At 67.4% G+C, this 21,481-nt stretch carries 22 protein-coding genes; 9 read left to right on the forward strand and 13 right to left on the reverse strand.

Going from position 1 to position 21,481, the window contains the following annotated elements; genetic code table 11:
• Nucleotides 1–88: 88 nt before the first annotated feature.
• From KIP89_RS02760 to KIP89_RS02800, 9 genes are all read right to left on the reverse strand, one after another.
• The gene (locus KIP89_RS02760; protein WP_213753877.1) at nucleotides 89–598 is read right to left on the reverse strand and encodes an RNA pyrophosphohydrolase; all 510 of its coding nucleotides are present in this window, start codon (nucleotides 596–598) and stop codon (nucleotides 89–91) included.
• Nucleotides 599–704: 106 nt separating this feature from the next.
• Nucleotides 705–1,145, reverse strand: coding sequence for a hypothetical protein (locus tag KIP89_RS02765; RefSeq protein WP_213753878.1), 441 nt, complete (start codon nucleotides 1,143–1,145; stop codon nucleotides 705–707).
• A gap of 173 nt (nucleotides 1,146–1,318) precedes the next feature.
• Nucleotides 1,319–2,668 (reverse strand): S41 family peptidase, encoded by a 1,350-nt coding sequence (locus KIP89_RS02770; protein WP_213753879.1) that lies wholly within the window; start codon nucleotides 2,666–2,668, stop codon nucleotides 1,319–1,321.
• Nucleotides 2,665–4,005 carry a murein hydrolase activator EnvC family protein gene (locus tag KIP89_RS02775; protein WP_213753880.1) on the reverse strand — a complete coding sequence of 447 codons (1,341 nt, stop codon included), beginning with the start codon at nucleotides 4,003–4,005 and terminating at the stop codon, nucleotides 2,665–2,667. The genes KIP89_RS02770 and KIP89_RS02775 overlap by 4 nt, the downstream gene beginning before the upstream one ends.
• A gap of 56 nt (nucleotides 4,006–4,061) precedes the next feature.
• Nucleotides 4,062–4,544 (reverse strand): 23S rRNA (pseudouridine(1915)-N(3))-methyltransferase RlmH, encoded by a 483-nt coding sequence (gene rlmH, locus KIP89_RS02780; protein ID WP_213753881.1) that lies wholly within the window; start codon nucleotides 4,542–4,544, stop codon nucleotides 4,062–4,064.
• A gap of 10 nt (nucleotides 4,545–4,554) precedes the next feature.
• A complete protein-coding gene (gene rsfS / locus KIP89_RS02785) occupies nucleotides 4,555–4,968 on the reverse strand; it encodes a ribosome silencing factor (RefSeq protein WP_213753882.1) in 414 nt (137 codons plus the stop codon).
• 137 nt (nucleotides 4,969–5,105) lie between these two features.
• Nucleotides 5,106–5,756 (reverse strand): nicotinate-nucleotide adenylyltransferase, encoded by a 651-nt coding sequence (locus tag KIP89_RS02790; RefSeq protein WP_213753945.1) that lies wholly within the window; start codon nucleotides 5,754–5,756, stop codon nucleotides 5,106–5,108.
• Nucleotides 5,757–5,793: 37 nt separating this feature from the next.
• Nucleotides 5,794–9,189 carry a helicase-related protein gene (locus KIP89_RS02795; protein ID WP_213753883.1) on the reverse strand — a complete coding sequence of 1,132 codons (3,396 nt, stop codon included), beginning with the start codon at nucleotides 9,187–9,189 and terminating at the stop codon, nucleotides 5,794–5,796.
• Between the two features lie 164 nt (nucleotides 9,190–9,353).
• Nucleotides 9,354–10,196 carry a DUF3108 domain-containing protein gene (locus KIP89_RS02800; protein WP_213753884.1) on the reverse strand — a complete coding sequence of 281 codons (843 nt, stop codon included), beginning with the start codon at nucleotides 10,194–10,196 and terminating at the stop codon, nucleotides 9,354–9,356.
• A gap of 264 nt (nucleotides 10,197–10,460) precedes the next feature.
• Here KIP89_RS02800 and rpmB point away from each other — a divergent pair, with 264 nt between their 5' ends.
• Together rpmB and KIP89_RS02810 are read left to right on the forward strand one after the other, a co-directional pair.
• A complete protein-coding gene (rpmB, locus tag KIP89_RS02805; protein ID WP_213753885.1) occupies nucleotides 10,461–10,763 on the forward strand; it encodes a 50S ribosomal protein L28 in 303 nt (100 codons plus the stop codon).
• Nucleotides 10,763–11,398 (forward strand): queuosine precursor transporter, encoded by a 636-nt coding sequence (locus KIP89_RS02810; protein ID WP_369807036.1) that lies wholly within the window; start codon nucleotides 10,763–10,765, stop codon nucleotides 11,396–11,398. The genes rpmB and KIP89_RS02810 overlap by 1 nt, the downstream gene beginning before the upstream one ends.
• Before the next feature lie 24 nt (nucleotides 11,399–11,422).
• Here KIP89_RS02810 and KIP89_RS02815 read toward each other — a convergent pair whose 3' ends face one another.
• Both KIP89_RS02815 and KIP89_RS02820 read right to left on the reverse strand, forming a co-directional pair.
• Nucleotides 11,423–12,436: an esterase-like activity of phytase family protein gene (locus KIP89_RS02815; RefSeq protein ID WP_213753887.1), complete on the reverse strand. Its 1,014-nt coding sequence runs from the start codon at nucleotides 12,434–12,436 to the stop codon at nucleotides 11,423–11,425.
• Nucleotides 12,433–12,918, reverse strand: coding sequence for a cytochrome b (locus tag KIP89_RS02820; protein WP_213753888.1), 486 nt, complete (start codon nucleotides 12,916–12,918; stop codon nucleotides 12,433–12,435). Before KIP89_RS02820 ends, KIP89_RS02815 begins: the two co-directional genes overlap by 4 nt.
• A gap of 132 nt (nucleotides 12,919–13,050) precedes the next feature.
• Between KIP89_RS02820 and rutR the strand changes: the two genes are divergently transcribed.
• From rutR to KIP89_RS02850, 6 genes are all read left to right on the forward strand, one after another.
• Nucleotides 13,051–13,818, forward strand: coding sequence for an HTH-type transcriptional regulator RutR (gene rutR, locus KIP89_RS02825; RefSeq protein ID WP_369807030.1), 768 nt, complete (start codon nucleotides 13,051–13,053; stop codon nucleotides 13,816–13,818).
• Nucleotides 13,819–13,858: 40 nt separating this feature from the next.
• Nucleotides 13,859–14,494: a DsbA family protein gene (locus tag KIP89_RS02830; RefSeq protein ID WP_213753946.1), complete on the forward strand. Its 636-nt coding sequence runs from the start codon at nucleotides 13,859–13,861 to the stop codon at nucleotides 14,492–14,494.
• Between the two features lie 402 nt (nucleotides 14,495–14,896).
• Entirely contained in the window at nucleotides 14,897–15,895 is a 999-nt protein-coding gene (locus tag KIP89_RS02835; protein WP_213753890.1) for a TRAP transporter substrate-binding protein, read from the forward strand.
• A complete protein-coding gene (locus KIP89_RS02840; RefSeq protein ID WP_213753891.1) occupies nucleotides 15,892–16,686 on the forward strand; it encodes a maleate cis-trans isomerase family protein in 795 nt (264 codons plus the stop codon). Before KIP89_RS02835 ends, KIP89_RS02840 begins: the two co-directional genes overlap by 4 nt.
• Nucleotides 16,683–17,222: a TRAP transporter small permease gene (locus tag KIP89_RS02845; RefSeq protein ID WP_213753892.1), complete on the forward strand. Its 540-nt coding sequence runs from the start codon at nucleotides 16,683–16,685 to the stop codon at nucleotides 17,220–17,222. The genes KIP89_RS02840 and KIP89_RS02845 overlap by 4 nt, the downstream gene beginning before the upstream one ends.
• Nucleotides 17,219–18,505, forward strand: a complete 1,287-nt coding sequence (locus KIP89_RS02850) for a TRAP transporter large permease (RefSeq protein WP_250152158.1) — start codon at nucleotides 17,219–17,221, stop codon at nucleotides 18,503–18,505. Before KIP89_RS02845 ends, KIP89_RS02850 begins: the two co-directional genes overlap by 4 nt.
• A gap of 58 nt (nucleotides 18,506–18,563) precedes the next feature.
• Here the strand turns inward: KIP89_RS02850 and KIP89_RS02855 are convergent, their stop codons facing one another.
• Nucleotides 18,564–20,006 (reverse strand): NAD-dependent succinate-semialdehyde dehydrogenase, encoded by a 1,443-nt coding sequence (locus KIP89_RS02855; RefSeq protein WP_213753893.1) that lies wholly within the window; start codon nucleotides 20,004–20,006, stop codon nucleotides 18,564–18,566.
• Between the two features lie 233 nt (nucleotides 20,007–20,239).
• On the opposite strand from KIP89_RS02855, the gene KIP89_RS02860 reads away from it, so the two are divergent.
• The gene (locus tag KIP89_RS02860) at nucleotides 20,240–20,506 is read left to right on the forward strand and encodes a hypothetical protein (protein WP_213753894.1); all 267 of its coding nucleotides are present in this window, start codon (nucleotides 20,240–20,242) and stop codon (nucleotides 20,504–20,506) included.
• Between the two features lie 84 nt (nucleotides 20,507–20,590).
• Here the strand turns inward: KIP89_RS02860 and KIP89_RS02865 are convergent, their stop codons facing one another.
• Nucleotides 20,591–21,376 (reverse strand): Bax inhibitor-1/YccA family protein, encoded by a 786-nt coding sequence (locus tag KIP89_RS02865; protein ID WP_213753895.1) that lies wholly within the window; start codon nucleotides 21,374–21,376, stop codon nucleotides 20,591–20,593.
• Nucleotides 21,377–21,481: the final 105 nt, after the last annotated feature.

The raw sequence follows: 21,481 nt of genomic DNA on the forward strand, positions 1-21,481 counted from the left end.
TTCGCATCTAGGGCAACGTAGCGTCAAGAGTCAAGAACGAACGTTCGTTCGCATCCCCTGACCGATACGCCGCATGGCGCGGGACGGATCAGTCGCGGCCGATCAGCGGCTGGAAGGTGCTGACCACGCGCTCATAGACCGGCTGCTTGAAGGGGATGATCAGCCGGGGCGTGCGCTCCAGCCGCTCCCAGCGCCAGTTGATGAATTCCGGCTTGTGCTTGCCGCCGCCGGGACGGTGGATGTCGATCTCGCCATCCTCGCCGGTGAAGCGGAAGGCGACCCATTTCTGCGTCTGGCCGCGATAGCGCCCCTTCCAGGCCTCGCGGGCGATCGGCTCGGGAAGGTCATAGGCGAACCACTCCGGCGCCTCGCCCAGCGGCTCAACCGAGGACACATTGGTCTCCTCGTAAAGTTCGCGCAGCGCGGCTTCCAGGGGCTCCTCCCCCTCATCGATGCCGCCCTGCGGCATCTGCCAGGAATGGTGGGCGTCCACATGCTCGGCCCCGCCGGTGCGCTGGCCGAGAAAGACCAGCCCCGCCGGGTTGACGAGGACGATGCCGACGCAGGGACGGTAGGGAAGCTGGTCGAAGGGGATCATGAGGCTGGGCCGTGGCTGGAGGCGCGCGGAAGGCGCCCCATCATAGGCGCACTGACCGTTCGCCCGTAAGACAGCGCCGGCATCTGCCTTGCGGTTAGGTAAACGCTCAGCGGGTGAGCGGCGCATCCATGTCGGTGCCGGCCGCGCGGGCCGCGTCCGCCGTGTCGAGTTCGCTGGCGCCCAGCACCTCATGGCGGCCGGTCGCGGCATCGTAGACGGTGATGCCGGCATTCGGCCCCTGCGCCCCGCCACCGAGGGCATTGGACAGGCTCGGCCGCAGCATCGGCGCGTCAACCGCGACACCGGTCGCCTCGAAGCCGCCGAGATCGAGCCGGCCATCGCCGAAGGACCACACCGGCTCATGCCCGTTCCAGGCATAGCAGCCGACGCCCACCGCGATCACCGCCACGCAGGCGAGGCCGACAATCGCCACGGCGGCGGCGTTGCGGGCGCTGTCGCGCCCGGCATCCCGGCCGAGCGGGGCCTCGTCGATCAGTCCGTCATCCAGCAGGGGGCGGCGCGAAGGCCGAAACGGTTCGATACGCATGGGAATCTTGTCGGCCCGGACCTTGGCGGGATCGCGGCAAAAAGGAGCGCGCGCGGCGGCACCCGCAAAAACAAAACCCCGCTCTTGCGAAAGAGCGGGGTTGTTGCTTCAGGGCCACATCCCGGCGCCAAAGCGCCGGGCGGGTCAACGCGGCGGGAAACTCAACACGAACCTCAGTTCGGCACCGCCGCCTTGGGGTCGGCCGGATAGGCGGCGTTCTTCTGCACGCCCTGGATCAGGTCGATCGCCAGCTTGAGCTGGGTGTCGTCCTTCGGGTCCGGCGGGACATAGGCCGGCGAACCGGTCTTCTCGTCCTCACCGTTCTTCAGATGACCCTTGAGCGAGGCCTCGCCGCGGGTGGTCTCGACACCGGCGGCCTCGGCCTTCTCCTTGACGTCCTGCGGGACGTCCTGGACCAGCTCGATATCCGGCGAGATGCCCTTGGCCTGGATCGAGCGGCCCGACGGCGTGTAGTAGCGCGCCGTGGTCAGCTTGATCGCGGCATTGCCCGAGACCGGGATGACGGTCTGCACCGAGCCCTTGCCGAAGGAGAGCGAGCCGAGGATGGTCGCCCGCTTGTGGTCCTGCAGCGCGCCGGCAACGATCTCGGAAGCCGAGGCGGAGCCGCCATTCACCAGCACGATCACCGGCTTGCCCTTGGCGAGGTCGCCCGGACGGGCATTGCGCCGCTCGGTCTCGTCGGCATTGCGGCCACGGGTGGAGACGATCTCGCCACGGTCGAGGAAGGCGTCGGAGACGTCGATCGCCTGGTCGAGCAGGCCGCCCGGATTGTTGCGCAGGTCGAGAATGAAGCCCTTGAGCTTGTCCTCGCCGATCTGCTTGGTCAGGTCCTCGATCGCCTTCTTGAGGCTGTCGCCGGTCGACTCGCTGAAGGAGGTGATGCGGATATAGCCGATATCGCCATCCTCGACGCGCGAACGCACCGACTTGATGTTGATGATGTCGCGGGTCAGCGTCAGCTCAAGCGGCTTGTCCTGCCCCTTGCGGATGACGGTGAGCTTGATCGGGGTAGCCACCGCGCCGCGCATCTTGTCGACCGCCTGCTGCAGCGTCATGCCCTTCACGTCCTCGTCGTCGAGCTTGACGATGAGATCGCCCGCCTGAACGCCCGCCTTGGCGGCCGGCGTGTCGTCGATCGGAGTGACGACCTTCACGAGGCCGTCTTCCATGGTGACCTCGATGCCGAGGCCGCCGAACTGGCCGCGCGTCTGCACCTGCATGTCGCGAAATTCCTTCGCGTCCATATAGGTGGAGTGCGGATCGAGCGAGGAGAGCATGCCGTTGATGGCCGCCTCGACGAGCTTCGAATCCTCGGGCTTCTCGACATAGTCGGCGCGCACGCGCTCGAACACGTCACCGAACAGGTTGAGCTGCCGGTAGGTGTCGGAGGCCGCGGCCATCGCCTGCGTCGGGGAGAGCAGGAACCGCGGCTGCGATGCGCCCACGGCCACCAGCGCGCCGACCGCCGCGCCAAACAGAAAAACTGACGTCTTACGCATCATCCGCGTGCCTTTTCGCTCTCGCTCGCCGCCCACCAGGGCGCTGGATCGATCGAGTTCCCATCTTTACGGAACTCGACATAGAGAATGGGTTGGGCGGTTCCAAGGCCGACCGAGGACACAAGTTGCGGTCCTTGACCCATCACCGCCACCGGTTCGCCAGAAAGGACGAACTGTCCCAAGCCTACCGTTATCTTATCCATTCCCGCCAAAAGAATATGGTATCCGCCGCCGGCATTGATGATCAAGAGTTGGCCATAGGAGCGGAAAGGCCCAGCATAGACCACCCAGCCATCGGCCGGAGCCGATACCTGGGCCTCGGTGCGGGTGCCGAAGGACACGCCCTTCTCCTGCCCGCCATAGCCATCCTCGGCGCCGAATGCCTTCAGCAGCGCCCCGCCCGCCGGCAGCGGCAGCAGGCCCTTTGCCTCGTCGAACGGGATGCCCGGCGACAGGCGCGCCGGGTTCTGCAACGCCGCCAGCTTGGCCGCGGGGCCTTGATCCGCCTCGCCTGGCGAGGCCTTGGCGGCCTCCGCCGCCTTGCGTGCGGCGGTCACTTCCTTCTCCACGCGCTCGACCAGCTCGCGCACATTGCCGGCCTCGGCCGCAAGCGCGGCGGCCCGCTGCTGCTCCGAGAGCAAGGCGGCCTCGCCCGCCTCCAGCGATTTCTGCCGCTCGTCGATCAGGGCGGCGGTGCGCCGCCGCTCCTCCGCCAACGAGCCTTTCAATTCTGCGAGAGCGTCCCGCTCGCGGGCGGTTTCCTGGCGCACGCGCTCCTGCGCCGCCAGTTCGCTCGCCAGCAATTCGGTCTCCGCCTTCAATTCCGGCAGCACCGCGCCGAGCAGGATGGCCGAGCGCACGGACTGCAGCGCGTCGTCGGGGCGCACCAGCAGCGCGGGCGGCGGGTGCTGGCCGAGCCGGGCGAGACCGCCGAGCACCTCGGCCAGCGTGTCGCGGCGGGCATCCAGTGAATCGCGGATGTCGGCCGCCTCACGACCCAGCTGGATGAGCCGCTGCTCGCTCGCATCGAGCGAAGCTTCGACCTCGCGCACCTTGATCACGGTGTCGAGCAGGGCCGAATTGAGCTTGGCACGGTCGCCCTTGATCGCGGCGATCTCGCCGGCGAGGCGTTCCTGCTCGGCGGCGCTGCCCTCCATATCGGTGTCGAGCTGCTGCATCCGCTGGCGCGGATCGGCCGCCGTGCTGTCGGACGACTGGGGCAGGACCTGCGGCGGCAGCGCCACCGACAAGGCGGCGGCCAGCAGCCAGCCGCGCGCCACCCGCCCGGACCAGAAGGGTGCGGCAGGGGGCGGAGAGACGATTCGGCGGCGCTCGGGCATCGGGTGAGGGAACGTGCGCGTGGTTAAGGTGGCGTTACCGTCCGCGCCTCTCCCGCTCAGGCCTTGTGATAGGGATGGCCGGCGAGGATGGTGGTGGCGCGGTAGAGCTGTTCGGCCATCATGACGCGAACAAGCTGATGTGGAAACGTCGCACGTCCGAAAGCGATGAGCCGATCGGCCCGCCCCCGCGCCGCCTCGCTCAGGCCATCCGCCCCGCCAATGAGGAAGGACAGCGCACGCACCCCGCGATCACGCAGCGCGGCGATGTCGGCGGCGAGCTGCTCACTGGACATCTCGACGCCACGTGGATCGAGGCCGAACACCGCCGTCTCGGTGGCAAGGCCGGCGAGGATGCCCGCCCCCTCCTCCGCCATGCGGTCTTCCGCGCGGCGGGCCGGGCTTTCAGCGATCTCCAGAACATCGGGTCCCGTCAGGCCGAGCGCGCGCCCGCCCTTCGAGGTCCGGTCGATATAGCGCGCGCAAAGCTCACGCTCGGGTCCGGCCTTGAGCCGGCCCACGGCAATGATCACCAACCGCACGCGCGCGGGCTCAGTCGCGCGGCATCTGGCCTGCACCGCCCGGCAGGGCGGCCGACCACATCTTCTCGATGTTGTAGAAGCCGCGTACTTCCGGCTGGAAGACATGGACGATGATATCGCTCGCGTCGATCAGCACCCAGTCGCAGGTCGGCATGCCTTCGATGCGGACACCCTTGACGCCGCGCTCCTTGAGCGCCTCGACAAGATGTTCCGCGATCGCGCCGACATGGCGCTGCGAACGGCCGGAGGCCACCACCATGTAATCGGCGATGGTCGTCTTGCCGCGCAATTCGATCGAAACGATATCCTCGGCCTTGTCGTCTTCAAGACGGGCCAAGGCAAGGGCCAGTATCTCCTCGGCGTCGAAACGCGCGTCGGAGACAGGTGCAGTCGCCGGGCTGGAGGCGGCTGCTGAGAGCGCCATGATGGACAGGGGTCCGGATCCTCTCGTCATTTCGGCAACGAACACGACGCGGACTTCCGCGCCGTTAATGCCGCCTTAAGATAAGGCATAAAGCGGTCAATTTTCAACCGCCGCGATATTGGTGCCCCGTTTTCCCCTCAGGAGACGCCGCGCTGGCGCAGCAAGGTGGAGGAAAGCGGCGACTTCAGACCGTGCAGGAATACCCAGGACGGCGCCGGCCGATCGGCCAGGGAACCGGCATCCGCCTCGTCGATCCGCCAGCGGCCCAGCGCAATAGCGGCCGGCGTGGCGGTGGCGTTGAGCGAGCAGCCCGCCCGGTCGATGACGGCGATCGGCAGCAGCGCGGCAAGATCCTTCCAACGCTGCCAGCGATGGAAGGAAGCGAGGTTGTCCGCCCCCATCAGCCAGACAAAATGGACCTGTGGATAGCGCCGCACCAGCGTCGCCACGGTGTCATAGGTGAAGCGCGTGCCGAGCCCCGCCTCCAGCCCGGTGGGCACCAGCGCGGGATGGCGCGCCATCGCCAGCGCCCGGTCGAGCCGCGCGGCGAGCGGCGGCAGGGCGTGATTGTCCTTGAGCGGGTTGCCGGGCGTGACCAGCCACCAGACGCGATCAAGCCGCAGGCGCTTCAGCGCCAGCAGGCTCACCGCGCGATGGGCGGCATGGGGCGGGTTGAAGCTCCCGCCATAGAGGCCGACCCGCAGGCCGGGCGCGAGCGGGGGAATGCGCCGGTCGGCCGCGCCGCGCGCATCGTGCCGGACATCCCGGGTTGCTGGCTCCGTGCCGATAGCACCGCCCTCCGCTCAGCGGCGGGCGGTGGCTGGATCAGCCGCCATTCTTCTCCGCCTCCATGCGCTCCTTCAGCGCAAGAAGCTTGGCGAAGGGCGAATCGGGATCGACCGGCTTGTCGCGACGCGGCTCGTGACGCGTATCCGGGCGGGCATCGGAACGGGTGTCCTGACGCGGACCCGAGCTGAACCGCTCGCCCTGCGGACGGGCGGACCGATTGCCCTCGCGCCGGTCGTCGCGACGGCCCTCCTTGCGGGGGCCCTCGCTGCGCGGGGCCTCGTCGCGGCGCGGCGGACGCGCGGGACGCTCGCCCTCCCCGCCCTCGGGACGGCGATCATGGCCCTCGGTGCGGCGCTCGTCGCGGAACGGACGGCGCCCGCGCTCACCCTCGGGACGCGGCTCGCGGGCCGGGGTCTCTCCGGCCGGCGCGGCACCGGCCTGACCTTCCGCACGCGGGGCGGAGCGACCCTGCCCGCCCTTGCGATGGGCCGGACGGTTCTGCCCGGGCGGACGGCCCGGACGCCAGATCTCGATCATTGCCGGCTCGACCGGCTCCGCGGCAGCCGCCACGGGCGCGTCGGCAGGCGCGGCTTCGGATACGTCGACGACGCTTTCCAGCGCGGGCTCGACCGTCTGGTCGAAGACCGGATCGGTGAAGACCTCCCCGCTCACCGCGGCAACGGCCTCAGCCGAGGGCGGCTCGACCGGGGGCGCATCGGTCGCGGCCTTTTGCTCGGCCAGCTGTTCGGCAACCGCCTCGGGCTCCAGCGCCGGCTCGACCGTATGATCGAAGGCGACATCGCTGCCCAGCGGCAGTTCCGGCGCGGCGACGGGGTCGGACGTCGCGGCATCGGCCGGCACGTCGGCCGGCGATTCGGCGGCAGGCACTTCGGCGGGAGTCGCTTCGGCAGCCGGCACGACGGCAGGCGCGTCCACCTCGACCGGGGCCGGGCGGCGCTCCATGCGGTAGCCGAGCGAGCGCAGGATGGAGGCGAAATCCTCGCCCGCGCAGCCGGCCAGCGAGGTCATGGCGACGGTGGCCAGGAAGCCGGAACCATCATAGGCGCCGGCCGGCTTCTCGCCGGACACGCCGGGCCGCCAGGCGAGCGCCGGACGGATCAGATCGGCGAGGCGTTCGAGAATATCGACGCGCACCGCCCGCTCGCCGGCCACGCGGAAGCCGACGGCGCGATAGAGGCCCTTCTGGATCTCCGGGTCGACCGGGATCGAGGTGCGGCCCGAAGCGGCGAGGTGCGGGAGCTCGTCGAGCCCCTTCTGCTGCAGGCCACCATGCTTGAGCGCCCAGAGCTGGGCGGCCAGCGCGCGCGGCGCGGGCTTCAGCAGGGCGGGCAGGTAGATGTGATGGGCGCCGAAGCGCACGCCATGGCCACGCAGCACTGCGCGGGCCTCCTGCGCGAGGCTCTTCATTTCCTCGGCGACCTTGTGGCGCTCCAGCACGCCGAGCGACTCGACGAGCTGGAAGGCGATGCCACGGCCGATGCCGGTGATGTCCTCGGCCTTGCCAAGCGCCAGCAGCGGGCCGAGCAGCTTCTCGATATGCGACTTGAGCCACAAATCGAGGCGCGCCTGCACCGCGTCGCGCGCGGGGCCGGTCAGATGCTCATCGGCAATGATTTTGAGGCGCGGGGTCAGCACCTCCTCGCCGGGGATCAGCTTGGCAACCGGATCGCCGATCCAGCGCAGCGTGCCATCGGCGGAGAGCACGAAGGCATCGTCCGCCGCTTCCGCGAGCTTGGCGGCGCGCGCCTCGATCTCGCCGGACAGCGCCTTCTGGGCGGTCGCGCGCAGGGCTTTCGCCTCGGGCCCGCCGGCCGACGCATCGGCAGCGAACTGGAAGCCGAGCAGATGGCCGATCACGTGGCCTTCCACAATGACGTCGCCGGTCTTGGTGATTTCAGTTTCGAGCATCGCATTCTCTCGCAGGCGCCGCATCAGCACGCTGGTCCGTCGATCCACGAAACGGTGGGCCAACCGTTCGTGAAGCGCATCGGAAAGCCTATCTTCCACACGCCGTGTGACACCCCGCCAATGGTCCGGGTCGTCGAGCCAGTCCGGCCGGTTTGCTGCGAAGGTCCAGGTACGAACCTGCGCAATGCGCCCCGACAGCGTGTCTATGTCACCTTCCGTCCGGTCCGCCAAGGCCACTTGTTTCGCGAACCAGTCCGTCGAGATGCGTCCGAGGCGCATCAGATCGTCATAGACGGTCGAGACGAGGTCGGAATGGGAGGCCGGAGATACCTTCCGGTAGTCCGGCAACTGGCAGGCCTCCCACAGCCGTTCGACCGCGTTCGCGCCCTGCGCGTGGCGGCGAATGGCGGGATCGCGCGCCATCGCCTCGAGCACCAGCACATCCTCGGCGGTCGGCGCGCGGGTCAGCCCCTCCTCGCGCGGCACGACGCTCAGCGAGCGGTGCAAAGCCTCGATGGAGCTGAAATCGAGCGCGCTGTTGCGCCATTGCAAAACGCGGTGCGGCTCGAAGGCATGGGCCTCCAACCGCTCCACCAGTTCGGCATCGAACGGCTCGCAGCGGCCGGTGGTGCCGAAGGTGCCGTCGCGCTGGGCGCGCCCGGCGCGGCCGGCGATCTGGGCGATCTCGCCGGGATTGAGCCGGCGGAACTGCCAGCCGTCATATTTCACATTGCCGGCGAAGGCGACGTGATCGACATCGAGGTTGAGCCCCATGCCGATCGCGTCGGTGGCGACGAGATAATCGACATCGCCATTCTGGTAGAGCTCGACCTGCGCGTTGCGGGTGCGCGGGGACAGCGCACCGAGCACCACCGCCGCCCCGCCGCGCTGGCGGCGGATCAGCTCGGCGATGGCGTAGACCTCATCCGCCGAGAAGGCGACGATGGCCGAGCGGCGCGGCAGGCGGGTGATCTTCTTCTCGCCGGCAAAGGTGAGCTGCGAGAGGCGCGGGCGCACCAGTATGCTCACGCCCGGCAGCAGCTTCTCGACCAGCGGGCGCATGGTGGCGGCGCCGAGCAGCAGCGTCTCCTCCCGGCCGCGCCGGTTCAGCATCCGGTCGGTGAAAATGTGGCCGCGATCGAGATCGGCGGAGATCTGAATCTCGTCCAGCGCCACGAAGGCGACGTCGAGATCGCGCGGCATGGCCTCGACGGTGGAGACCCAGTAGCGCGGATTGGCCGGCTTGATGCGCTCCTCGCCGGTGATCAGCGCGACCTGGCTTTCACCCGCGCGCTCGACGAGGCGCTGATAGACCTCGCGGGCCAGCAGGCGCAGCGGCAGACCGATCAGGCCGGAGGAATGGCCCAGCATGCGGTCGATGGCGAGGCTGGTCTTGCCCGTATTGGTCGGGCCGAGCACGGCGGTGACGCCCCGCGCACGCAGCGAGGGCGCAAGTGCCTGGGTGCGGGAGGCGACGTAACCCGGCGGGGCGGCGATATTCATTGGCATTTCTGTCCGTCGAGCCGGCAAGTCGGACCTTGTAGCACAAGGCTCCGGCCAAGCGCGACCGACCTTGCGTCGCGGAAATCACAATGGCGAGGGGCGGGCGAGCGGCGACGATGAGCCGGTCAATCGCGCGGATCAGCCGATCTGCCGATGCATCCCGCTCACGGCACCTGCGCCCGCGTCGGCTTGGCGCCCTTGTCGACCATGGGCTCGCTGACGAAGCTCTCGGCCTCGATCTGCGCGACGCCGAGCGCCGTGTTCACCGCCGCGCGGAACGGCACCAGCATGCGGGTGCCGGCGATCGGCGCTAGCCAGACGAACATTTCCTTGTTGTTCATCATGTATTTGACGCCGCTCCGACTGGGCCGGTGACCGGCCACCGGGCGATAGGCGATGCGGCAGACCACGGTCGGACCGGAATAACCCTTGTCCGCCGCCACATTCTCCATCCGCTCGAAGGAGAGCTGGAGATCATAGCGTTGGCGCCCGTCGAAGATGGACAGCACGCGCTCGCATGCCTTGGCCGACAGCGGCTCCTCGCCGCCCGGCACCAGGATGAGCGCCGCCGACATCGGATCGAGAATGTTCTTCTTGTCCTTCTCCGTCACCGGCACGCGGTCAGGCGCGTTGGAGACCGGCGGCTCGACCCGCATTTCGGTAACGGTGTCGTTGCTCATGACGAGGCGGATACCTTCCGCCTTGCGTTCGGTCTCCGCCTCCATGGCGAATGCCTTCGGCTGAAGCGCCCCGCGGGAAATCGCGCCGCGCGCGCCAGCCGTGCCCTTGCCGGCGGAAACAGCCTGCGCCACGCCGGTCAGGCGCGCGCTGCCCGAGGCCGTGTAGGAGCGGTCATCGATTTCCAGCAGCAGCGCGGCGCGGCCGAGTTCGAGGCCCGCCAGCGAAAGCGTGTAGCGCGCCTCAAGCCGCCCATCCGCGACAGCGGAGGTTGCCGCAACGCCGGAACCGGCGAGCGCAAGGAGCGCCGAGAGGCAATAGCGATGCATGAAGACGCTGATCCCGAACCACGCGGCGAATCATTTCCGATTGCACCGAAACGTCATCTATCCCAGATTCCGATGGCGGCGGAACTGTGACTCCGCTCCTCACGAACGCGGCACGGGCCGGAGCAATGCGCGGCGGCGGCCTTGACGGGGCCGGGGGGCTTCCTTATAGGAGCGCACCTCTAATTCACCGATGCCGTATGCGGGATCGTCAGGCTGTTGTCATAAGCCTGCGGCGCAGCGGCTGCGAACTTAAGGAAGTCCACGATGTCCCGTCGGTGCGAACTTACCGGGAAGGCGGTTCTGACCGGCAATCTCGTGAGCCACTCTAACCGCAAGACCCGTCGCCGGTTTCTGCCGAACCTGGTGAATGTCACGCTCACCAGCGACGTGCTGAAGCGGTCGGTGAAGCTGCGCGTGAGTGCCAACGCTCTCAAGACCGTCGATCACCGTGGCGGCCTCGACGCCTTCCTCGCGAAGGCCTCGATTGACGAGCTGTCGCCGAAGGCTGCCGATCTGAAGCGCGCCGTGGCCAAGGCCTCGGTCGCCGCCGCCGCCGCGGCCGCCTGATTGCGATGAAGATTGCCGGCACCGAGGTCTCGGGCGTAAGCCTCGCCATTCCCGTCGTCGCCATGATGGCGGTGGTGGCGGCCTCGAATGTGCTGGTCCAGCATCCGGTTGAGTATTTCGGCCTTGCCGAAGTGCTCACCTGGGGTGCCTTCACATACCCGCTGGCCTTTCTCGTCAACGACCTGACCAACCGCCGCTTCGGCCCTGCCGTGACGCGGCAGGTGGTCTATGCCGGTTTCGCGCTGGCGGTCGTTCTGTCGATCTGGCTGGCGACGCCGCGCATCGCGCTGGCGTCCGGCTCGGCTTTCCTGGTCGGTCAGCTCCTCGACATCGGCGTGTTCAACCGCCTGCGCCGCCTGAGCTGGTGGCACGCCCCGCTGGCCGGCAGCCTGCTCGGCTCGGCGCTCGACACGGTGCTGTTCTTCTCGCTGGCCTTTGCCGGCGATGCCGACATGTCCTTCCCGGTGACCTATGCCGCGACCGGCATCACCGTCCCGCTCTGGGTTGGCCTCGGCTTCTTCGATTTCCTGGTCAAGGTTGGCTGCGCGCTGCTGGCGCTCATCCCCTATGGCGCGCTGATGGGCTGGCTGAAGCCCTGGAACGGCGCGCCGGCCACCGGCCCGCTCGCCCGCTGAGCCGCCGCACCGTCTCTCTCCATCTCATTCGACGACCGCGAAACGCAACAACACCGTGCGCTGGACCGGCGAGAAATTGTCGTCCGACATCAGCGTGATGACGAGTTCGCCCGCCGCGTTGCGGTGGAGGCCGATGGCTTCCATGTTGTCGATGGCAGCCGCGCGATTGACCTCGATCAGCGTCTGCCCCTCAATGACCGCCCCGTCGCGGATATCGGCCAGCGGAAAACGCCGCATCCGCATGGCGACCCCGCGCAGCGGATCATAGCGGCGCTCCAGCAGATAGACCTGCCCGTCATCGGAGATCGCCGCATCGGTGGCGGAAAAGCCGTCAATGCGGGTGATGGAAAAGCGCCCGATCCGGTGGGGCTTGGCCAGCGGATCGAACAGGAAGCCCGGCAGCACCGCCGGATCGTCCGGGCTCTGCTCGGCAATGACGATAATCGCGCTGCCGGTGCCCGCCGGCGGCGCCAGCACGACCTCGGGGCCCTCATTGCTGCCGAGCCGGGACAGTTCCGGGTCGGAGATCAGCCGCGCGCCAGGCGCCTCCAGCGTGTTCGCCGCCGGAAAGCTCCAGACCTCCTGCCGCCGCTCGATGCCGACGACATAGCCGGAGGGCGTGCGCGCCAGCGATTCCACGTCGCCGCGCCCCTCGCGCTCCAGCGTCCGCCCCTTGCCGGCCAGCATCGGCGCCATCCGCGCGCCGCTGATGCCGGTCGGGCGATCCGCCTCGGCCTCAATGCGCCCCGTAAGCCACATGCCCTTGTCGGTGACGGCCAGAAAACCCGCGCCGTCCGGCTGCATCACCAGGCCGGAAATCCCGCCGAAATCGGGCGACGGTGACGAGAGCACCAGCCCGCCGCGAAACTCCAGCGGGCCGAAGCGCCGCGCCCCGCCCGGCTCGAAACGCTCGACCGGGATCGGCGTCGCGCGCACCTCGATCGGCATCGGCTCGGTGAAGGCGGGTGTGGACAGCAGCAGCAGTGCCGCCAGAACGGCCCGCCAGGGCGTGTGCGTGAAACGCGCGGGATTGCTCATGGCAGGCTCCGGGACGGCGGCAGCATCCGCAGCAGCAACCCGTCGCGGCGCAGGAAATGGTGCCAGAGCGCGGCGCCCACATGCACGAGAACGAGGCCCGCGATGACATAGGCCAGCGCGACATGGATGCGCCCGGTGCCCAGGCTCTTGCCATAGGCCGTGGTGGTCAACGCGCCGAGCACCGGCTGGATCAGGATCGCCAGATAGAGCAGGCCATGGGTGGCATGGGCGGCCATGTGCTGCCAGCGCGGCATGCCGACGGGCAGCGGCGGCGCGCGATGGGTAAGCCGCCAGCCGATTCGCAGCAGCGCCAGCGCCAGCACGGCATAGCCGGCGATCAGATGGGTGCGGAACAGATAGAAGCGCGGATCCGTTCCACGCTCGAAATAGCCCCATCCCCAGCCGGTGGCGAACTGAACGAGAATGAGCGCGGCCATGGTCCAGTGCAGGGTGCGGGCGACGCGGTCATAGCAGGCGGGCATAGGACATCCGGCGGTCGAATCGAGGTGAAGGCTTGCCCGCATATTGCGACGCCGACGACTTCCGTGTCATGTCAGACGAGCCGCCCCCGACGTGGACGGTTTGCAGGCATGACGCTTCGGGAGGCAGACAGGGTGGCACGCCCCACAATATCGGAGCGCGCCTCCAGCACCGCCGCCGGAAACGAGCTCCCGGCAGACGAGGCGGATGCGGCTCAGGAGAGCCTTACCGGGCGCCCACGGCCCGCCCGCAAGAGCTCCCGCTCGGCCGAGCCGCGCACCCCGCGCCGGCGCAAACGGATCGAGGCCAAGCGCACGGCCATTCTCGATGCCGCGCTGGCGCTGTTCTCGCGCCACGGCCTGCACGGCACCAGCGTGGAGCAGATCGCCGAGCTGGCGGCCGTGTCCAAGACCAATCTGTTCTATTATTTCGGCTCGAAGGATGAGGTCTATGTCGCGGTCCTGAGCCGGCTGCTCGACCAGTGGCTCGATCCGCTGCGCAGCCTCGATCTCGACAGCGACCCGGTGGCCGGGATCGGCGAGTATATCCGCCGCAAGATCCTGTTCTCGCGCACCCATCCCGAAGCCTCGCGGCTGTTCTGTTTCGAGATCGTGCAGGGCGCGCCGCTGCTGCGCCGTGAACTCGAAACCTCGCTGAAGCAGCTGGTGGAGGCCAAGGCCGAGGTGATCCGCGCCTGGACGGCGGCCGGGCGGCTCGCCCCCGTGGACCCGCATCACCTGATCTTCGCCATCTGGGCGACCACCCAGCATTATGCGGATTTCGCGTCCCAGATCGATGCACTGCTCGATACGGGGCTGGACGACGAGGCCTTTGCGGAAGAGGCTGCACGCAACATACAACGCATCATCCTCGACGGCATACGCGTGCGCGCCGACCGCTGAAGATCGGGGAATCCAGGGAGCCGTCATGCCGTCCCGGCCATTGCACCGCCGCCAGGTCCTGCGTTCCGGGGCCATCGCCTCGATCGGCGCGCTGTTTGCTGCGCCCTTCGTCACCTCCGGCGTGCTCACCGCGAAGACGCTGGATGTGGACGCGCTGCTGTTCGACCCGGAAGCGCCGACCGGCGGCAACCCCAAGGGCGACGTCACCATCGTCGCCTTTTTCGACTATAATTGCGGGTATTGCCGCAAGGCCGCCCCGGCCTTGGCCAAGCTGCTGCGCGAGGACGGCAATGTCCGCCTCGTCTACAAGGACTGGCCGATCCTTTCGGAAAGCTCGGTGGTGGCGGCGCAGCTCGCTTTGGCGGCCAAGTATCAGGGCCGCTACGAACTCGCCCACGCGACGCTGATGAACACGCCGCTGCGCGGGCAGAGCGACCGCATCGCCGAAACGCTGCAGAAGGCCGGGATCGACCGCAAGCGCCTCTCCGCCGACCTTCGCACCCATGGCGAGGCCATCGGCGCGCTGCTGAAGCGCAACAATGAGCAGGCCGAGGCGCTCGAATTGCCGGGAACGCCGGTCTATCTGGTTGGCCCCTTCAAGGTCGCGGCGGCACTCGATTATGCGGGTTTCGTCGGCGTCGTCGAGGACGCCCGCAACCGCGCCAAGGGCAAGTAGCCCTCCCTGCCGTCATCCTGCCTGACCACCGGCAGCGCGAGGCCGCCGGGACCGTTGCGCCCGCGCGGGCGCATTGCCTGATCCGATTCCACAGCGGCACGGGATAGGATTTTACGATGTTGAGGATTATCTAAAGTAATCATTTGTCGGCGATGATCTAAGACAATAAAACCGGCGTATCGGCTATGTATGCCTATTAATTGTATAAATATTTATGATCTAGTTGATAAAAATAAGTAATTTAATCTGATTATTTGAACGGCGATTGCTCTTATTACCTGCTTTCAGAATGAGCATACGGAGTTCTACGTAACCCATCTGCATCTGAAAACCTGATCTGGCACGGCATCTGCAAAGGATGCTCTGTCTTTTCTCAGCGTCACATCAGCAAGGATGGGGAACATGCCTGCACTCACCTCTCTCTCGCGGCGCGTCGCCATCGGCGCGGTTGCAGCGGCGCTCGGCCTCAGTGCCCTCGCCTCGCCGGTCCTCGCGCAGACCAAGATGCGGCTCGCGGTCGAAACCAATAGCGGCGATCCGCTGAACATCATGCTCGCCAATTTCCGCGATGCGCTGGCCAAGTCCGCCGGCAGCGACGTCACCATCGAGTTCTTCGAGGGCGGCGCGCTGGGCGACGAGACGGCGCTGATGGAACTGATCCGTGCCGGTGAAGTGCAGGTCGTGCCGATGGGCTCGGACGTGGTGACGCTCGACAAGGGCTTCTCCGTGCTCGACACGCCCTTCCTGTTCGCCGACAAGGCCAGCGCCCGCGCGGCCTTTGACGGCGCATTCGGCGCGCTGCTGGCGGAATCCCTGCGCAAGAAGGCGGGGCTGGAAGTGCTGGCCTTCGGGGAACTCGGCTTCCGCACCATCTCGACCACCAACAAGCAGATCAACACGCCGGCCGACCTCAAGGGCCTGAAAATCCGCACCCCCGGCAGCCCGACGCGCATCCTCGCCTTCAAGACGCTCGGCGCCGCCCCGACCCCCATGCCGCTCGGCGAGGTCTATATGGCGCTCAAGCAGGGCGCGCTGGACGGGCAGGAAAATCCGCTCTCGGTGATCAAGGACTTCTCCTTCTTCGAGGTGCAGAAATACATCGCGCTCACCAACCACGTGTACACGCCGATCACCCTCGCCATGAACGGGGCGGCCTATGACGCTCTCTCGCCCGAGCTCAAGGCCAAGGTGAAGGAGGCCGCCAAGGCCGGCGCCGCCGCGACCCGCAAGGTCTCCGACGACAGCGACGCGCGCCTCGTCGACGAGTTCAAGGCCAAGGGCGTGACCGTGACGACGCCGGACCTTGCCGCCTTCCGCAAGGCCGCCGAGCCGGTGAAGGGCGAGATCGCCAAGGTCGTCGGCCCGGACCTCATGACCAAGCTCGAGGCGTCGCTGAAATGAGCGTTCCCACAGGTGCCGAGGCCAGCGCGGGCTTCCGTTACGACGGCTACGGAACGCTCGGTCGGCTGGGCCTCATCTACATCGCCTCCAGCATCGTCATGGACGCCGAATGGGCGGCCATGGCGGCGCCGGGCCTGTCGGTTCACACCACGCGCGTGCGCCTGCCGAAGGTGACGCTCGAAGGCATCGACCAGATGATGAACGCGCCGGAGCTGGAGCAATCCGCCCGGCTCGTCGGGTCCGCGCCGATCGACGTGCTGTGCTTTGGCGGCACCAGCGCCTCCTTCGTCTATGGCACCGCCTATGACAAGGCGCTGATCGGACGGATGGAGGGCTGGGCGCCGGGGGTGAAGGCGACTACCGCCTCCACTGCCTCGCTCGCGGCACTCGCCGCGGTGAAGGCCGGGCCGGTGGCGCTGGCGACACCCTATGTCGACGCCATCCACCAGCGGGCGATCAACTTCCTCGAATCGAACGGCCATCCGGTTCTCAACAGCGGCAATCTCGGCATTGACGAGGATTGGGCGCTGGCCGAGGTGCCGCTGGAGAAGGTGTTCGACCATGTGGTCGCCTGCGACCACCCGGAGGCGGCCGCCATCTTCATCTCCTGCACCAATTTCCGCTCCTGTGGCGTGATCGAGGCGCTGGAGACCGCGCTCGGCAAGCCGGTGATCTCGGCGGTGCAGGCCTCGTTCTGGCATTGCCTGGAAGTGGCGGACATCAACGGCGCCCGCCCCGGCTATGGCCGGCTGTTCGAGCGCCGCCTCGCCCCGCAGGAGACGGGCCCATGACCTTCAACCTCCCCCGTGCGCACCTCGCACTGTCCGAGCGGACAGGACGCATACCGGCGCTCGCCCTCCTCTCCTGGCTCGTCGAGACGGCCGGCGTGGTGCTGATGGCGGGGCTCGCTTTGCTCGTTCTCGCCAATGCGACCGGCCGCTATTTCTTCGCGAGCCCGCTGCCCTGGACCGAGGAAGTGGTCTCCATCCTGCTGGTCTGGATCGCCGCGATCGGCGTGACGCTCGCCGCCGGGCGCGGCGCGCTGGTTGGCTGCGAGATTCTCACCAGCCGGCTGCGGCCGAGGCAGGCCCGCACGCTGGGGCGCGCGATCAGCTTCGTCAGCGCCCTGATGATGCTGATCGTCGCCTGGTATGCGTGGCGCTACATGGGCGTGTTCGGGCGGGACACGACCCCGCTGCTCGACATTCCCAAATCCTGGCTGTCCGGCGGGTTGCTCGCCGCCGCGCTGGGAATGGCGATGGCCTTTCTCTACCGAACGATCATGCCGCAGGATCCCGACCGGCTCGCCCGCGAGGTGACGCCATGATGCTGGCCCTCGCCGGCGGCTCGCTCGCCCTGCTCTGCGCGCTGGTGGTGATCGGCTTTCCGATCATCCTCGCGCTCATCGCCGCCGTGCTGATGTTCCTGTGGATCAGCGGCGGCTGGGTGCTCGCCTTGCCGCAGCAGACGCTTACCGGGGTGGCCGACTACATCCTCGTCACCCTGCCGCTGTTCATTCTGGCCGGCGGCATCATGAACAATGGCGGCATCGCCAAGCGGCTGTTCGACTTCGCGGTGGCGCTGGTCGGCTGGATGCGCGGCGGCCTCGCCCATGTCGACGTGCTCACTTCCATCTTGTTCGGCGGCATGATCGGCACCTCGGTGGCCGATCTCGCCGGCACCGGCTCCGTCACCATCCCGCACCTCAAGAAGAACGGCTATCCCGGCCCCTTCGCGGCCGCGGTGACGGCGACCTCCTCGGGAATCGGCGTGCTGATCCCGCCCTCCTCGCCGATGATCCTCTATTCGGCGGTGACGGGAACCTCGCTCGGCGCCCTGTTCCTCGCCGGCGTGGTGCCGGGCCTGCTGATGGGCGGCATGATGATGGGCGTCATCTCATGGCTCGCCCGCAAGCATGGCTGGGGCACCGCCGGACCGTTCCTGCCGCGCGAGGTGCTGCGCACCGGCAAGCGGGCCATCCTGCCGCTCGGCCTGCCGGCCTTCATCCTCATCAGCCTGCTCTCGGGTGTCTGCACGCCGAGCGAGGCCGGCGCCTTCGCCCTCGCCTATGCGTTCATCCTGTCCAAATTCGTCTACCGCTCGATCAGCTGGACGGAGCTGCGCAAGGTCACGGTGGACGGGGTGATCATGACCGGCGAGGTGCTGATCGTCGTCGGCTTCTCCACAGCGCTCGGCTGGGCGCTGTCACAGGCCAAGGTCCCGGTCGCGCTGGCGGACGGGTTGCAGCTGCTGTTCCCCTTCGAAGCGCCGACGCTGAAGCTTCTGGTTCTGCTGCTGCTCGCCCTGATCGCCGGCATGGTGCTCGACCCGCTCATTCCGATGATCATGCCGATCCTGCTGCCTTCGCTGATCGCGATGCAGGTGGACCTCGTCCATTTCGGCGTGCTGATCGTGGTGACGGTGGTGATCGGCCAGATCACCCCGCCGGTCGCCATCGCGATCCTGGTCTCCGCCAAGATCGCACGCGAGGACGTGGTGCATGTATTCCGCGCCAACATGCCGTTCTTCTTCGGCATGGTGGCGTTCCTCATCCTGCTCACGGCCGTGCCGTGGCTCTCGACGGGGCTGCCGTCTCTGATGGCGGATTAAGGCGGGGACAAACGAAAAGGGCGCGCTTCTGGCGCGCCCTTTTGCATTTAAGAGAGGGTCAGAAGCTCAGGCAGACATATTTCATGTCGAGATATTCCTCGATGCCATATTTGGAACCCTCGCGGCCGATGCCGGATTCCTTCACGCCGCCGAAGGGTGCCACTTCCGTGGTGATGACACCGGCGTTGATGCCGACCTGCCCGTAGCGCAGCGCCTCGGAGACCCGGAACGCGCGGCCGAGATCGCGGGTGTAGAAATAGCAGGCGAGGCCGAATTCGGTGTCGTTGGCGAGGCGGACCGCCTCTTCCTCGGTCTCGAAGCGGAACACCGGCGCGACGGGGCCGAAAATCTCTTCGCGGGCGAAGTTCATCTCATTCGAGGCATTGGCGATCACGGTCGGCTGGAAGAACTGGCCACCGCGTTCATGGCGTCCGCCACCGGTGACGACCTTGCCGCCCTTGGCCAGCGCGTCGGCGACGAAGCCCTCGGTCTTGGCCACCGCCTTGTCATCGATCAGCGGCCCCTGCACCACGCCCTCCTCAAGACCGGAACCGACCTTGAGCTTGGCGGAGGCGGCAGCGAACTTCTCGACAAAGGCATCATAGATGCCGGCCTGGGCATAGAAGCGGTTGGCGCAGACGCAGGTCTGGCCGGAATTACGGTATTTGGAGGCGATGGCGCCCTCTACCGCCTTGTTGAGATCGGCATCGTCGAAGATGAGGAAGGGCGCGTTGCCGCCCAGTTCCATCGACACCCGCTTCACCGTGTCGGCGGCCTGCTTCATCAGGATCTTGCCGACCGGGGTCGAGCCGGTGAAGGTGATCTTGCGCACGGTCGGGTTCGTGGTCATCTCGCCGCCGATCTGCGAGGCCGAGCCGGTGAGAATGTTCACGACACCCGCCGGATAGCCGACCTTCTCGGCCAGCACGCCCCAGGCGAGCGCCGAATAGGGCGTCTGGGTGGCAGGCTTGACGACCGAGGTGCAGCCGGTCGCCAGCGCCGGCCCGATCTTGCGCGCCAGCATCGAGGACGGGAAGTTCCACGGGGTGATCGCCGCAACCACGCCAACCGGCTGCTTGGTGACGAGGATGCGCCGCTCGCCCCAGGGCGAGGGAATGGTGTCGCCATAGACCCGGCGGGCTTCCTCGGAGAACCAGAGGATATAGGCGGCGGACATGCCGACCTCGCCCATGGACTCGGCAAGCGGCTTGCCCTGCTCGATAGTCAGCAGTTCGGCCAACGCGCGCTGATTGTCCATGATGGCGGCGTGGAGCTTGCGCAGCATCTTGGCGCGCTCGTCCGCCGTGGTTCGCGAGAAGCTCTCGAACGCCTGGTCAGCCGCGGCGATGGCGCGCTTCGTCTCCACCGTGCCGGCATCCGGGACCGTACCGATCACCTCGCCCGTCGCCGGGTTGGTGACGTCGATCGTGGCGCCGCTATCGGCCGGCACCCACGCGCCATCGATGAAGTTGGCCTCGCGCTTGAAGTCCGCCCAGTTCATGGGTCTTGCCCTCCGGTTCCGGCCACCGTCCTCATGACAATGCCGGGTGAAGGCTATCTAGCGCCAGCGCGCGGGACGAACAATTCCCCCTTGTGATCACAAAGGTTTCCACACACGCCACCGGAGCACGAGCCCGGCCACGCGGCGCCGCTCGGCAGCGGTAATCCGGGCGGGTAATCTGGCATGTCACGTGCATCGTAATTTGCCGAAGAGATTATCAGCCGGGTGTCCGCATGGCCGTCTTCCTCGTCACCTTCGAACTCGCCGCTCCCGCGCACAATTTGGCGATGGTGGAGGCCATCAAGCAAATGTCGTGGACCCAGCTCGGCCCCACCACCTACGCCGTCTCCACCGAGGAGACCGATGAGGTGCTTTTCTACCGGCTAAGGGCATTTACCCAAGACAAGGACAGCCTCTACGTCGTCCTGCTGCGCAAGCCTTATCGCGGCATGGGGTTCCGCGAGGTGAACTACTGGCTGGAAGACAATCTGCGCTGGTGACCGCTGGCTTGCCGCGATCCTGACGGGCCCACAAAAAAGCCCCGGCTCACGCCGGGGCTTTTGCGTTCAGGACCACTGGCGCGATCAGTTGCTGTTCCGGTTGCCGAACAGCTGGAGCAGCATGATGAAGAGGTTGATGAAGTCGAGATAGAGGGTGAGCGCGCCCATGATCGCCTTGCGGCCGGCCACCACGTCGTCGTCACCCGCGAAATACATTTCCTTGATGCGCTGCGTGTCCCAGGCGGTGAGGCCCGAGAAGATCAGCACGCCGGCCACCGAGATGACGAACTGCAGCATGGAGGAGGCGAGGAAGATGTTCACCACCATGGCAATGATCAGGCCGAACAGGCCCATCACCAGGAAGGAGCCCATCGCCGACAGGCTGCGCGAGGTGGAGTAGCCATAAAGGCTCAGCGCACCGAAGGCGGCCGCGGTGATGAAGAACACCCGCACGATGCTATCATGGGTATAGACGAGGAAGATCGACGACAGCGACACGCCGACCAGCGCCGCATAAAGCCAGAACACGCCCTGCGCCGCGCCGACGCTCATGCGGTCGACCCGGAAGTTCAGGAACAGAATGGCGGCCAGCGGGGCGAAGATCACCACCCAGCGCAGCGGGCTAAGAAACAGCGCGACGCCGAGATCGGTGAGATAGAGATTGGGCGCGATGGCGGCAGCGGTCGGCACGTCGGAGACGGCGAACATGTAGATGCCCAGCGCCGCCGCGCCGGTGATGGCGAGGCCGAGCGTCATGTAATTGTAGACGCGCAGCATGTAGGAGCGCAGGCCCTGGTCGATCTCGGCCTGCGTCCGCGCCGCGGTCGCCCCGAAGCGCGGCACGGAGACGTTGCGGTTATAGTCGGACATAGTCGGATCCTCTCCCGTGCATGACCGCCAGCGTCGCAACCGGCGGGATTGTTCAGCAGGAATATGAGGTCCGCCCCGGCCTGCCGCAAGTTAAGTTTGCGACAG

Origin of the sequence: Ancylobacter radicis (genome assembly GCF_018449475.1) — a bacterium.
GTDB lineage: Bacteria > Pseudomonadota > Alphaproteobacteria > Rhizobiales > Xanthobacteraceae > Ancylobacter > Ancylobacter radicis.